At 37.1% G+C, this 14,383-nt stretch carries 13 protein-coding genes; 11 read left to right on the top strand and 2 right to left on the bottom strand.

Going from position 1 to position 14,383, the window contains the following annotated elements:
* Positions 1-5: 5 nt before the first annotated feature.
* Both hisD and hisG read right to left on the bottom strand, forming a co-directional pair.
* Positions 6-1,337: a histidinol dehydrogenase gene (hisD, locus tag A8B35_RS17400; protein WP_245820810.1), complete on the bottom strand. Its 1,332-nt coding sequence runs from the start codon at positions 1,335-1,337 to the stop codon at positions 6-8.
* A gap of 34 nt (positions 1,338-1,371) precedes the next feature.
* Complete coding sequence (gene hisG / locus A8B35_RS17395) at positions 1,372-2,229, bottom strand: ATP phosphoribosyltransferase (RefSeq protein WP_068474602.1); 858 nt, start codon at positions 2,227-2,229, stop codon at positions 1,372-1,374.
* A gap of 577 nt (positions 2,230-2,806) precedes the next feature.
* On the opposite strand from hisG, the gene A8B35_RS23825 reads away from it, so the two are divergent.
* The 11 genes from A8B35_RS23825 (at position 2,807) to A8B35_RS17340 (ending at position 14,350) form a co-directional block, all read left to right on the top strand.
* Positions 2,807-3,754, top strand: coding sequence for a 4Fe-4S dicluster domain-containing protein (locus A8B35_RS23825; protein WP_071792537.1), 948 nt, complete (start codon positions 2,807-2,809; stop codon positions 3,752-3,754).
* 20 nt (positions 3,755-3,774) lie between these two features.
* Positions 3,775-5,115, top strand: coding sequence for an NrfD/PsrC family molybdoenzyme membrane anchor subunit (gene nrfD, locus A8B35_RS17385; RefSeq protein ID WP_068474599.1), 1,341 nt, complete (start codon positions 3,775-3,777; stop codon positions 5,113-5,115).
* Positions 5,116-5,125: 10 nt separating this feature from the next.
* Positions 5,126-6,052, top strand: coding sequence for a c-type cytochrome (locus A8B35_RS17380; protein WP_075603564.1), 927 nt, complete (start codon positions 5,126-5,128; stop codon positions 6,050-6,052).
* A gap of 9 nt (positions 6,053-6,061) precedes the next feature.
* Positions 6,062-6,250 carry a cbb3-type cytochrome oxidase assembly protein CcoS gene (ccoS, locus tag A8B35_RS17375; RefSeq protein WP_068474594.1) on the top strand — a complete coding sequence of 63 codons (189 nt, stop codon included), beginning with the start codon at positions 6,062-6,064 and terminating at the stop codon, positions 6,248-6,250.
* A gap of 22 nt (positions 6,251-6,272) precedes the next feature.
* The gene (ccoN, locus tag A8B35_RS17370) at positions 6,273-8,423 is read left to right on the top strand and encodes a cytochrome-c oxidase, cbb3-type subunit I (protein WP_068474592.1); all 2,151 of its coding nucleotides are present in this window, start codon (positions 6,273-6,275) and stop codon (positions 8,421-8,423) included.
* A gap of 8 nt (positions 8,424-8,431) precedes the next feature.
* On the top strand, positions 8,432-8,617 hold the full coding sequence (locus A8B35_RS17365) for a hypothetical protein (RefSeq protein ID WP_068474583.1): 186 nt from the start codon (positions 8,432-8,434) through the stop codon (positions 8,615-8,617).
* Between the two features lie 22 nt (positions 8,618-8,639).
* On the top strand, positions 8,640-9,224 hold the full coding sequence (locus A8B35_RS17360; protein WP_068474580.1) for a cbb3-type cytochrome c oxidase N-terminal domain-containing protein: 585 nt from the start codon (positions 8,640-8,642) through the stop codon (positions 9,222-9,224).
* 115 nt (positions 9,225-9,339) lie between these two features.
* Complete coding sequence (gene ccoG / locus A8B35_RS17355; RefSeq protein WP_068474576.1) at positions 9,340-10,689, top strand: cytochrome c oxidase accessory protein CcoG; 1,350 nt, start codon at positions 9,340-9,342, stop codon at positions 10,687-10,689.
* A gap of 13 nt (positions 10,690-10,702) precedes the next feature.
* Entirely contained in the window at positions 10,703-11,143 is a 441-nt protein-coding gene (locus A8B35_RS17350; RefSeq protein ID WP_068474561.1) for a FixH family protein, read from the top strand.
* Between the two features lie 2 nt (positions 11,144-11,145).
* Complete coding sequence (locus A8B35_RS17345) at positions 11,146-11,877, top strand: sulfite exporter TauE/SafE family protein (RefSeq protein ID WP_222844172.1); 732 nt, start codon at positions 11,146-11,148, stop codon at positions 11,875-11,877.
* A 97-nt stretch (positions 11,878-11,974) separates the two neighbouring features.
* Positions 11,975-14,350, top strand: a complete 2,376-nt coding sequence (locus A8B35_RS17340) for a heavy metal translocating P-type ATPase (protein WP_068474555.1) — start codon at positions 11,975-11,977, stop codon at positions 14,348-14,350.
* Positions 14,351-14,383 lie beyond the last annotated feature (33 nt).

The raw sequence follows: 14,383 nt of genomic DNA, 5'->3' as shown, positions 1-14,383 counted from the left end.
GCAAGTTATTTATTTTTCAATGCTTCTAAACGAATGGTAACTGCATTTTTGTGGGCATCAAGCTGTTCTGCAGCAGCCATAATTTCAATGGACGGGCCAATGTTTTTTAGGCCAGCAGGTGAAATTTTTTGAAAGGTAATTTTCTTTACATAACTATCTAAATTCACACCGCTATAAGCTCGTGCATACCCATGCGTAGGCAAAGTGTGGTTGGTTCCTGAAGCATAATCACCAGCACTTTCGGGGGTGTAGTTTCCAATAAATACAGAGCCTGCATTGGTAATTTTGTTGGCAACTTCATCATCATCGCGCATCGCAATAATTAGATGTTCAGGAGCATATTGATTGGTTATTTCAATCATTTCATTTTTATCCTTTAATAGGATAATCCTACTATTTAGTAGGGCCTTTTCAGCAATTTCTTTTCTAGGTAATTGGTTCAATTGCTTTGTAAGTTCTTCCTGAACCTCAGCAATTACTTTTTTATTATCAGTAATTAATATTACCTGACTGTCTACACCGTGTTCAGCTTGGCTTAATAAATCAGAAGCAATAAACGAAGGTATGCAACTTTCGTCGGCCATGACCTCCACTTCAGAAGGACCGGCTGGCATATCAATGGCAACATCTTTTAAACTTACCAATTGTTTTGCTGCGGTTACATAGCTATTCCCAGGTCCAAAAATCTTATCAACTTTAGTAATTGATTCGGTTCCGTATGCCATAGCTCCAATGGCCTGAACTCCACCTAATTTGTATATGCTTTTTATACCGATAAGCGAAGCCGTGTAAAGTATTGCTGGATTTATTTCGCCTTCTTCATTTGGAGGTGTACACAAAACTATTTCTTTACAACCGGCTATAATTGCGGGTACTGCAAGCATAAGTACCGTTGAGAAAAGTGGCGCTGTTCCGCCAGGAATATATAAACCAACTTTTTCTATTGCAACACTTTTCTGACGACAAACTACGCCAGGGCAAGTTTCAATTATCTTTTCAGAAGAAATTTGTGCCTCATGAAACTTCTCAATATTTAATTTAGCCTTGTAAATAGCTTCTTTTAAAACAGAACCTACTTCTAGGCATGCTTTATCAGTTTCTGTTTTAGAAACCAATAGATGATCAGCCGCATAACCATCAAATTTCTTTGAATAGGCTTTGGCTACTTTATCGCCATTCTGTTTTATATCTGATAATATTGATTGAACTGTTTCATACAAGTTACTTAAATCGTTCTCTGGACGTTCAAGTAACTGAGACCATTCGTTTTTCTGTGGATATTCAAATACCTGCATATGAATCTTTAGTTGTGTTGAGTAAAGTAAAGGCAATAACATATTGATTTGTTTTTGCCCTTACTTATGTGTTTTATTATAATATCATTTTCTCAATAGGGAAAGTGATAATGCCCTCTGCACCGTTTTCTTTTAATTTGCCAATAATCTCCCAAAATTTCTTTTCTGAAATTACCGAATGAATCGAGCTCCATCCTTCTTCTGCCAAAGGCAAAACTGTAGGACTCTTCATTCCTGGTAGAATACTAACAATCTCGTCAACTTTATCGTTTGGCGCATTTAATAATATGTATTTATTAGAGTTTGCTGTCATTACCGCATTTAAGCGAAATAATAATTCATCTAATAAGGCCTGCTTCTCTGTTGATAAATTATCGGCTTTTACAAGCAAAGCTTCTGATTGCATTACAACTTCAACCTCCTTAAGGCTGTTGGCAACTAATGTACTACCAGAACTAACAATATCAAATATACCGTCAGCTAAACCAATTCCAGGAGCAATTTCAACAGATCCTGTAATTTCATGTATATCTGCATCAATTCCTTCTTTATCGAAATACTTTTGGAGTATTACCGGATATGATGTGGCTATTTTTTTATTTTGGAAATGCTTTTTACCTGTATATTCTTCTGATTTAGGAATAGCTAATGAAATTCTACACTTACTAAATCCAAGGCGTTTTGCAACAGCTATGTCAAAGTCTTTTTCAGCAACTTCATTTTCTCCTACAACACCAAGATCGGCAACGCCATCAGCAATTGTTTGTGGGATATCATCGTCGCGTAAGAATAATACTTCGATTGGAAAGGAAGGTGATTGAGCTACTAGTTTTCCGCTACCAATATTAAATTTAATACCTGCTTCTTTTAATAACTTCATTGAATCATCATGAAGTCTTCCTTTTTTCTGTAATGCAATTCTAAGTTTTTCCATTTCTCGTTCTTTTTATCAAATAGGTTGGATACCTAATAATTTCTGGTCAATTCTAATATTTTAAACAAAAAAAGAGGGCTTAACCAAACGGTAAGCCCTCTTAAATATCATGATACACAGTCACGGCTCCCATTTATGGTAGTTTATAAAGATGCCCGTGATGATGTGTGATGTATGTCATTGTTTCTATTATTTGGATACAAATGTATGTGTTATTTTTAAACATCCAAGCAAATGAATGATAAATAATAGTTAATTTAAAAGATATTTGCACTGTTTAGTATCAGATTATAAAAGAACCATATTGCATTTTGATTGTTTGATATTCTAAGAAAACTAGAACTATTGATTAATTCGGATGTTGGGGTCTTATTTAGAATGATTATAAATGATAAAATAAGGGCCTTGTTGTTAAAACTTTCTAGTGCGATAAAATGTTAAAATATCTATATTCAGCATCGGATTATCTAATTTTCTGATAGCTATATTAATAGCCTTTTATTAGGCTATTGTTGTGAAATATAGTTTAGGGTTAGTTAAGGTTCAAATAAGAAATTAAAATATAAAAATATAACTAATGAGTTCTGATAAGCAAAAGAGTGAGATGAGTGAAAATCAGAAAGATTCTCGTAGAGCTTTCCTACGTAAACTTGGTTTAGTAGGGGGTGCTGCTTCAACTGGAGCAATTGCTTCGGGATTTAAATATTCAGATAGCAATCAAGGCGAATACGTTAAGGTAATGACTTCAGATCATGTGATGGTTGAAGTGCCAAAAACTCAGATGCAAGCTGTTAAATTAGATACAGAAGCTTTGCAGTCAAGAGGACGTGTTGGTATTAAAGGTAAGCGTTGGGTTATGGTTATTGACCTTGCCAAATGTAGAAATGCTAGGGAGTGTATTAAAGGGTGCCAAAAGCATCACCACCTGCACCCATATCAATTCCATATCAATACTTTGGTAATGCAGGATAGCCCTAAGTCGGCACCATACAATATGCCTAAGCCATGTATGCATTGCGATAATGCACCGTGTGTTTCAGTTTGTCCTGTTGATGCTACATTTAAGCGTCAAGACGGTATTGTACTAATTGATAACGAACGTTGTATTGGTTGTAGATTCTGTATGGCAGCTTGTCCTTATTCAGTGCGTATTTTCAACTGGGAAGAGCCTTTCCATGCTGAGATGTACAAGGAGCAACCAATGGAATATGATATTGAAGCTAATATCCCACAGAAGAAAGGTACAGTTAGTAAATGTGTATTTAGTGCCGATTGCCTCAGAGAAGGTGATTTACCAACTTGTGTTAGCTCATGTCCGAATGGTGTATTTTATTTCGGTGATGAGAACGAAGATGCGGTTACTAATGGTACAACAAAAGAAACTGTTGTATTAAGTGAGCTTCTTGAGAAGAAAGCAGGTTATAGACTTATGGAAGAGTTAGGAACTAAGCCAAGAGTGTATTATCTACCACCAAAAGATAGAGTTTTTGATACTCCAGAGAAACCAGATAATCATCATAGCTAATAAACTTAAACTTTAATTTTATGTCGGGAGAGAAGTTCAGACTAAATAAAACAAAGCTCGATAAAATTGCCACCGATGTTCTGAGGCCTGTTGGTTTTACAAGGGGTTTCCATAATTGGATGGCATTTTTAACCGTAGCTTTAGTAGCTTGCCTTTATGCTTATTATATCCAGTTTGATAAAGGTCTTATTGTTACAGGCATGAGAGATATGGTAAGTTGGGGTATGTATATTGCCAACTTCGTATTTTTTGTAGCCACTGCCTTAGTTGGTATGTTAATCAGTGGGGTTTGTGGTCTGTTAGGTTACAAGTGGATTAAGCCTGTTTCAAGGATTGCAGAAATGATCGCAGTTTCCTTTGCCGCTGTGGCAGGGCTTGTGATTGTATCAGACATGGGGCGTCCAGAGCGATTGCTAAATGTTTTCTTATACGGTAGGGTACAATCTCCAATTCTTTGGGATGTTACCGTTGTTACAACTTACCTTGTAATTAGTTCACTATTATACTTACTACCATTAATTCCTGATTTAGCAATTGCTAGAGGTAGGGATAATAAAATGCCGAAATGGCAAAGTATGGTATACGAACTATTGTCATTTAAGTGGACACATCATCCAAAACAATATAAACTATTATTTAAGTCTATACGAATACTTACAGTATTGGTAATACCAACTGCGTTTGCTATTCACACGGTTACATCATGGTTAATGGCTGTAACACCACGTGCAGGTTGGGATAGCACAGTGTTTGGACCATATTTCCTAACTGGAGCCTTCGTAACAGGTATGGCTGCATTGGTTATTGCAGTATTTGTAATTCGAAATTCATATAGATTACGCGAGTATTTAAATGATGATGTTTTTGATAAGATGGGTAAGTTATTACAACTTGTATGTGTAGTTTATTTCTATTTTAACTTAAATGAATTTTTGGTTCCAGCTTACAAAATGAAAGGGGCTGATGCCATTCATATTCACGAATTATTTGTAGGGAAACATGCTGTAATGTTTTGGTTTACTCAACTAGCCGGATTAATACTTCCAATCTTTTTATTGTTATGGAAAAAGATGCGTAGCCCAATTAACTTAATGGTGATATCTCTGTTTGTTTTGGTTGCAGCTTGGTTTAAAAGATATATCATTGTGATTCCAACAATGGAACATCCTTTCTTGCCAGTGCAAAACTTGCCGCATGAGTGGGTAGTTTATCAACCAACAGTTATTGAGACTGCTGTAACAGTTGGGTCTATTCTTATGGCTGTGATGATTTTTTCAGTGTTAGCCAAATTATTCCCAGTAATTCCTATTTGGGAAATGGCAGAAGAGCATGTTGAAGATAAAGAGAACGAAACCCACTAATAAAGAATTTATGAAGAATTATATATTACTAATTATCGGTTTTGTAATTTCTACAGGGGTTTATGCTCAAGGAGAATGGATTGTTCCTGCCGATAAAAAAGGAAAATTAAGTACCGTAACCTTCTCGTCAAGCATGGAGAAGCTAGGTGCTGATATTTTTAAAAATAACTGTGTAAGTTGTCATGGTACGCCAGGGCAGAATAATCCTATTCCTCTTATGCCATCCCCTGGAGATCCTGCTGGTTCAAAGTTTAGTGATAATACTGACGGAGAGCTGTATTATAAGATACAAGAGGGAAGAGTGACAATGCCATCTTTTAAGAGTGCACTAAGTGCCACTGATACTTGGAATGTGATTGCTTATATCCGCAGTTTTCATAAAGGGTATAAACAAGAAGTTGCTGCTAAGGTAGAAACGAATATCCCAGAAGGTGCGACTTTGGCTATGGATTTATCCTATGATGCTGACGCAAAAAAAGTATTTGTTAAGGTAATTGCTAACAATGAAGGAGAACAAATACCTGTAGCAGGAGTAGATGTTAAAATTGTAGCCAAGAGATATTTTGGTCAATTGCCAATCGGAGAGCCAAAAGCAACTGACGGCAATGGTATTGCTAATATCGATTGGAACGATGAGCTTCCAGGAGATTCAATAGGTAATGTTGCATTAACAGCTAGTTTTGTTGATACTGAGAATTATGGCGATTTAACTGTAGCAAAAGATTTAAAAATTGCAGTTGCCACTAATAAACCAGCTTTGAATGCAGAACGAGCCATGTGGAATACTGTTAAAAAAGCACCACTTTGGATCTTGTTTTCATATTTAGGTGGTGTCATTACCGTTTGGTTCTTTATTATTTACGTTGCACTATCATTAAAAAAGATATTTGCTTTAGGTAAGGATGAGGTATCGGATGAAGAGCAAGTAATCTATTAGAAAATATTTATGAATATTCTTTATTTACTAGTCGGAGTAAGCTTATTTGCAGCCCTATTTTTTTTAGGGCTTTTTGTATGGGCAGTAAAATCTGGACAGTATGAAGATACATATACACCTTCAGTTCGTGTTTTATTCGATGATGACAATGAGTCGGGCAGCAGTACTGAAGAGCAAAAGACAAAAACAGATAAATAACAAACCATATTGAGTAACAATAATGGAAATACAAAAATTTAAATACGACAATGCAACGGTTAAGAATTTTATTCTTGCCACTCTTGTTTGGGGAGTAGTTGCTTTAATTGTTGGGCTTTTGGCTGCATTGCAGTTGGCGTACCCACAATTTAATTTTGGCCTTGAGTATACCACTTTTGGTAGAGTAAGACCAGTACATACTAATGCTGTAATTTTTGCATTTATCGGAAATGCGATGTTTGCAGGAATTTATTATTCCTTGCAGCGTGTTTTAAAGGCAAGATTATTCAACGATTGGATTAGTAAAATTCATTTTTGGAGTTGGCAGCTTGTTATCGTTTTGGCAGCAGTTACTTTATTAGCCGGCTTTACAACAGGTAAAGAGTATGCTGAGTTAGAGTGGCCGATTGATATCTTAATAGCAATATCTTGGGTGCTTTTTGGATGGAATATGATTGGAACCATCGTAAAACGTAGGGTGAAACACATTTATGCTGCAGTATGGTGGTATTTGGCAACCTTCTTAGGTGTAGCTATTCTTCATATTGTAAATTCATTGAGTATTCCAGTTTCACTAGTAAAGAGTTATCCAATATTTGCAGGTGCACAAGATGCATTGGTACAATGGTGGTATGGTCATAATGCAGTAGCATTTTTCTTAACTACGCCGTGGCTTGGTTTAATGTACTACTATTTACCAAAGGCCTCAAATCGTCCTATTTATTCATATCAGTTATCCATCATACATTTCTGGACATTGATATTCTTATATATGTGGACAGGCCCTCATCACTTACTTTATAGTGCTTTACCTGATTGGTTACAGGCGCTAGGGGTTACATTCTCTATAATGCTTATTGCGCCTTCGTGGGGTGGTATGGTTAATGGATTATTAACATTGCGTGGAGCATGGGATAAGGTGAGAGATAGAGCCGACCTGAAGTTTATTGTAGTGGCATTAATTGCCTACGGTATGGCTACTTTCGAAGGCCCAATGATGTCATTAAAATCTGTAAACGCAATTAGTCACTTTACAGATTGGACTATTGCACATACACATATTGCCGGAATGGGCTGGAATGGCGGATTAATATTCGGTATGTTCTATTGGTTGGTTCCTAAGTTATTTAAAACAAAGTTATATTCTGAGAAATTAGCCAACGCACATTTCTGGATTGGTACATTGGGTATTCTGTTGTTTGCAATCCCATTATATTGGGCAGCTATTACACAATGGTTAATGCTTAAAGAATATACGGATGCAGGTGGCTTGGCCTATCCAAATTTCCTTGAAACAACCATACAGATATTACCATTATACGCTTTTAGAATTGTAGGTGGTGTATTATTCTTCGCAGGTTTCTTAATGTTCTTATTTAATATGATAAAAACATTTGCGATGGGTGAAATTACTGCCAATGAGGAAGCAGAAGCACCAGCTCTTGTTAATCCTAGCAAGCGTGATGCATCAGGCGAAACAGTGCACCGTTGGTTAGAGCGTAGAAGTGTTCGTTTTGCCGTATTGGTTTTTGTGGCAGTGGTTATTGGTGGAGCAGTAGAAATTATTCCATTATTAAAAATTGAATCTAATGTTCCTAAAATAGAATCAGTAAAACCTTATTCGCCTCTAGAATTAGCTGGGCGCGATGTATATATTGCCAATGGTTGTTATAACTGTCACTCGCAACAAATTAGACCGCTTCGTTGGGAAACGGATAGATATGGTGAGTATAATAAAATTGGTGAGTACGTATATGATCATCCATTCCAATGGGGATCTCGTCGTACAGGGCCAGATTTATCTAGAGCAGGATATTTAGGTGATTTCTCTATTGCAGGGTCTACTACCTATAAAACTGCGATTTGGCATTATAATCACTTTATGAATCCGTTTGAGATGAATCCTCAAACGATAATGCCTGAATATAGCTGGTTAGCCGAGAATGATGTTAATCTAGATGAAATTCCTCGTAAGATTCGCGTGATGCAAATGATGGGTGTTCCGTATGATGCCGATTTTGATAAACGTGCCGTTGAGGAATATATGAAAGAAGCTAAAAAGATAGTAGCGGATTTAAAAGCTTCGGGTGTAGAAGTTGAGCCAACTAAAGAAGTAATTGCAATTATTGCGTATTTACATAAACTAGGACGCGATATATCTGTTACAGAATAAAAGAGTTTATGGGATTTGTAAGTGAAGTATTAAAAAATGTTGAAGGTCTCTATTGGTATTACTCAATAGGTATCTTCATCTTTATTGTTCTTTTTATCATTATTGCATATAAAACCATTCGCACTCCAAAGGAGGTGATGAATGAGTATAAAAATGCAATACTTGAAGATGATAAGGGAACCGAGATGCGTTAATAATTAACTAAATATATAATTTATGAGCCAAGAAGTAAATATTGGAGCCAATGGTTTTCATGACGATATCGAGTCGCATGATTATGATGGCATTAAAGAGCAAAACAATCCTGCTCCGTTATGGATTACTTTATTATTTTTAGTAACAATTGGTTTCTCGTTGTTTTATACAATTCACTACTTTGGATACCCAGGTAACGGAAGAGGTCAGGATGGAGAATATGCTGCATCAGTAGCTGCTTATGAAGCCAGTCAGGCTGAGTTGAAAGAACAAAATCAGGGCAATAAACCAGAGTTGGCCATGAATGATATGGTTGCAAAAGGTAAAGAGCTTTATACCAAGAACGCTTGTATGGCCTGTCATGGTCAAAGTGGAGAAGGTAATGCAATTGGTCCTAATTTAACAGATAAGTTCTGGATTAATGGTTGCTCTGAAGCTGATATTATGAAAGTTATTAGCGAAGGAAAGCCAACCAAAGGTATGACTCCTTACAAAGCTATGATGTCTGAAGACGAAATCAAATATGTAGCCAATTACATATTGCAAGAGTTAGTAGGGTCATCACCAGCAAATCCTAAAGATCCGCAAGGCGAAGAATGTAAATAATATACATTTCAGATAAGAGATTTCACCCCTTTATTATTAGCTTTATGCTTTTAATAAAGGGGTGTTTTATTTTTAATTTACCGCTAGTAAGTAGTAGCTAACCAGATTGAAAAGTATGGAAAAAACATTTAGAGACAGGCCTGATAATATTGATGAAACAGGAGTGCGTAAATGGCTTAAGGTGCGACAACCTCAAGGGAAGTGGTACAGACGTCGTACTTTGGTTTCTACATTGTTATTATTCTTTTTTATTCTAGCGCCAATTGTAACCATAAATGGTCATCCGTTTATGCGTTTGGACGTGCTCAATAGGCAGTTCTATTTGTTCGGACAAATTGTTTATTCGCAGGATACCAATATAATGGCCTTGGTTATGGCCAGTGTTGTTGTATTCATCGTTTTATTTACTGCAGTATTTGGTCGCATATGGTGCGGTTGGGCATGTCCGCACACTGTCTTTATGGAAGGCCTATACCGAAGAATAGAATATCTGTTTCATGGTAATTATCGTAACAAAGAAAGAGAAGTTTCCCTTCCTATGCGAATTCTTAAATATGCATTGTATTATATTGTAACGCTGTTTTTTACCAATGTATTTATTCTTTGGTTTACGGGATTAGATTACTTACTTGAAATATGGAATAGTCCTATTGAAGAATATTGGCAAGTGTACGGGGCGATGTTTGCGGTGAGTATATTTTACTTCTGGATTTATGCTTATTTGCGCGAGGGAGTCTGTACTATGTTTTGCCCTTATGGTAGAATGCAAGGTGTACTGCTCGATAAAAAATCAATTACTGTTGCCTACGATTATAAGAGAGGAGAGCCACGTGGATCAAAAGAAGCTGGTGACTGTATCAATTGTGGAGCTTGTATTAAAGTTTGCCCAACGGGGATTGATATCAAAAATGGTAGTCAGCTCGAATGTGTTAATTGTACATCGTGTATTGATGAGTGTAATTCGGTAATGACGCGTATTGGTAAACCCGAAAACTTAATCAGATTTACCTCACAATATCAACTAGAGACAGGTAAGAGTAGTATCAAGAATTACAGAACTTTGGGTTATGTATTAGTTCTATCAGCCTTATTAATTACACTGATTATTGCAATATCTAAGCGAACCGAAGTGGATACTTCGTTGTTAAGAATGCCTGGGACTTTGTATCAAGAGGTAAGTGCCGATACATTATCAAATATGTATCAATTAAAGATTATTAATAAAACACCTGAATTTAAGGATATAGAAATAAAATTACTGGAACCCGAAGAAGGAAGTTTCTTTCTGTCTGATCATCCAGTAGAGTTAAAAGCAAGTAATAATTTTAGTGGTATCATTATTATAAAACTTGCCAAGAGTGCTATTGTTAAAAGAAGTACTAAAGTAAAAATTGGTGCTTTCGAGAATGGAAAAATGATTGATTCGGCTAGTGCGTCTTTTGTAGGGCCTAATCAGAAAAAATAAATTATATAGTAAGATGAAGTTTAGTTGGGGACATGGAGTAATAGTTTTTCTAGTGTTATTTTTCACTTGGATGGTGTCGTTTGTAATGTTTTCGTTAAAACAGAATAACGATTTAGTAACTAAGGATTACTATAAGAAAGGGGCTGAGTTTTCTAATCATATGGAAATTCAAAAAAGATCTTATTCATTAAAAGATAGTGTCTCAATAAAGAATCAAGAGGGTCATGTTTTGTTTGCTTTCGCAGAGGTTTGCCCTGAGTTAAAAGGTGAGAAGCAAATCTATTTTTATCGTGCTTCTGACAAAAAAGACGATTTAAAGCTCAATGTGCCAGCAGGTGATGCACAGTTTTTAGTGGATAAGAGTCAGCTAAAACACGGCAGATATAATGTAACTGTATCTTGGGAATACAACCAAGAGCCTTACGAGGTTACTAAAGATTTTTTCGTTAGATAATTATGGATATTGTATTATCAGGATTTGTACTTGGTTTAATGGGTAGTTTCCATTGTGCGGGTATGTGCGGGCCAATAGCCTTGGCTTTGCCTTTAAACGGGAACAATAATGCCGTTAAAGTCACAGGTGGGGTTTTGTATAACCTTGGCCGTAGTGTTACCTATGCGCTTATGGGCGCGGTTTTCGGACTAGTGGGGCAAGGACTTTCATTGGTAGGATTTCAGAAATGGGTATCCGTTGCAATGGGTGCTTTAATGATTATATCAGTATTAGTGCCCTCGCTATTTAAAAAGGTGAATTCAGGGAAAATACCATTCGCAGGAGCTGTTCGAAAGGGCATTCAACGCCTATTTGCAAAGAAATCGTTCGGCGGCTTATTTTTTATTGGCTTACTGAATGGTCTATTGCCATGTGGTTTGGTTTACGTTGCGATTGCCGGCGCCATTGGTGCAGGAGGAGTTGCAGAAGGCGCCCTATTTATGTTGTTATTTGGTTTAGGTACGCTGCCCTTAATGTTGGCTATTTCTATATTGGGTAATATGATGAGTCTTTCAGTCCGTAATAAAATGAATAAAGTGATCCCAGTAATGGTTGTGGTAATCGGACTTATTTTTGTGTTGCGAGGTTTAAGTTTGGGCATTCCTTATTTAAGTCCACCCGAGAGTAAATTATCACCAGCAGCCCATTCCCAAGTAGATACTATGGAAGCTGTTGATAACTCTTGTTGTCATTAATTGAAAAGATCATTAGAATTTAGATAATAGAAATTAGTCTGATTCGCAGCTTGCTTGTGATTAACCAAAACCACTAATCGCCTTATAAAAGTATTAAATGAATAAATGCGTACACTGCGGTGCCGATTGTGGCAAACATCCCATTGAAAAAAATGGAAATCTATTTTGTTGTAACGGATGCCAAACGGTATTCGAGATGCTTAATGGCAGCGAAATGCAGCAGTATTACGAGTTTGAACAACAGCCCGGTATTCGCTTAAATGAAGTGCCGCATCAAAATAAATACGCCTATCTCGATAACGACGAGGTTAAAGAAAAGCTATACGATTTCTTCGATAATGGCATTGCCAAAGTCACTTTCTATATACCAACTATTCACTGTGCATCGTGTATTTGGTTGCTCGAGCATTTAAATAAGCTAAACGAAGGCGTTAAGTATGGCGCGGTAAACTTCGTAAAGAAAACCTATACTGTAAGTTTCGATACAGAGCAAATCAGTTTGCGTCAATTGGTGGAACTATTGGTATCTATTCATTATATCCCCGATATTTCATTGCAAGATATTGATGGAAAAGAACACGGAAGCAAGCAGAATAAAAGCCTCATTTATAAAATTGGAGTAGCAGGTTTTGTTTTCGGAAATGTGATGCTTTACAGTTTGCCCGAGTATTTTAATGGCGAGGCTGTCGATGGCAGTTTTGGGGTATTTCTGTATTACCTGATGTACGTACTTACCATTCCTTTGGTATTTTATAGCGGAAGCGATTACCTTATTTCAGCATTTAAAAATCTCCGCAAAGGAATCGTGAATATCGATTTACCCATTGCCATTGGTATATTGGCGCTTTTTGCCGTTACTTCCTACGAAGTACTTTTAGGCATTGGGCCAGGTTATTCCGATAGCTTAAGTGGCTTCCTTTTCTTTCTATTGTTGGGGCGGTGGTACCAAAGTAAAACCTATCAGGCCTTGGCTTTCGATAGAGATTATAAATCGTATTTTCCGGTGGCAGTTACTCGAATTACCGATGAGGTTGAAGAGAGTGTGCTTTTAAAAGATATTGAAGTAGGGAATCAACTTTTAATCCGAAATAAGGAACTCATACCTGCCGATTCTGTTCTCGTAAGCGGAAATGCACTGATCGACTATAGTTTTGTTACCGGTGAGTCAGTTCCTGTTATTAAAAAGAAAGACGATTTTTTATATGCCGGTGGTATACAAACCGGCGGAGCCATTGTGGTTAAAATCGATAAAGAAGTAGAGCAAAGTCACCTTACCCAACTTTGGAATCAAAGCGAAAAGCAGGCGAAAAGCAAGCGCACCCTTACGTCTATTATCGATCGCATAAGCGGACGATTTACCATTGCTGTAATTATTATTGCCGTAGCAGGATTCAGCTATTGGATGCTTCATGCCGATTTTAAAACAGCACTTATGGTATTAACCTCAGTGCTTATTGTAGCGTGTCCATGCGCCCTTGCGCTATCGCTGCCTTTTACCTTTGGTAGCGCCATGCGAGTATTGGGCCAAAAGGGCATGTATCTTAAAAATATCGATGTTATTGAAAAACTCACCACTATTGATACCATTGTTTTCGATAAAACCGGAACGCTTACCAAGCCCGAGGAAAGCAGCGTTAAGTTCGTGGGCGATCCTTTAACAGATCACGAACTCAATATGGTGTTGGCTCTTGCTAAACAATCAACCCATCCTTTGAGTGCAGCTGTTGCGGCCAACTATTCGCCCACAGAAGCCCTTCAAACCATTGGTTTTACTGAAATAGCCGGACGTGGTTTGTTTGCTACCATTAATCAGATGCCTATAAAATTGGGTTCTTTAGAATATGTTAGTGGCGAAGCTGAAGTGGTACAGCAAGAAAATTCGGCTGTGTATATCTCTATAAATAATCAACTGCGCGGTTACTTTAAGGTAAGCAACCAGTATCGCGAAGGCATTGAAGAGGTAATTGCAGCTCTTAAATCAAAGTACGATTTATACCTGCTATCGGGAGATAACGATGGTGAGAAAGAAAACCTGCTTAGCTATTTCGAATCAGATAAAATACGTTTTAATCAAAAGCCGCAGGACAAGCAAAACTTTATACTTCAACTGAAAGAAGAGGGTAGGCGAGTGCTCATGACTGGCGATGGACTAAACGACTCTGGAGCCTTCTTAAGTAGCGATGTGGCATTATCCTTAGCCGACGATATTTACCATTTTTCGCCTGCTGGCGATGCCATTCTCGAAGCCAAACACTTTAGTCGTTTGCACCAGTTTGTGCGTTATGCACAAAAGAGTTTGCGCATTGTAAAGCAAAGTTTTATTATTTCAATATGTTATAATTTTATTGGTTTGGCATTTGCCATAAGCGGAAATTTATCGCCCGTGGTAGCAGCTATTTTAATGCCCGTAAGTTCTATAACAGTAGTGGTATTCACTACTTTTTCAACACGTTGGGCAGGGAAGAAGATCTAAGGAATTTATTATCGGGCAAGCTATTATACGTTA

The sequence above is a fragment of the Saccharicrinis aurantiacus genome (assembly GCF_001660705.2).
Classification (GTDB): Bacteria; Bacteroidota; Bacteroidia; order Bacteroidales; family Marinilabiliaceae; genus Saccharicrinis; species Saccharicrinis aurantiacus.
Note: the sequence above shows the minus strand (reverse complement) of the source record. Positions and strands in the feature narration are given on the sequence as shown.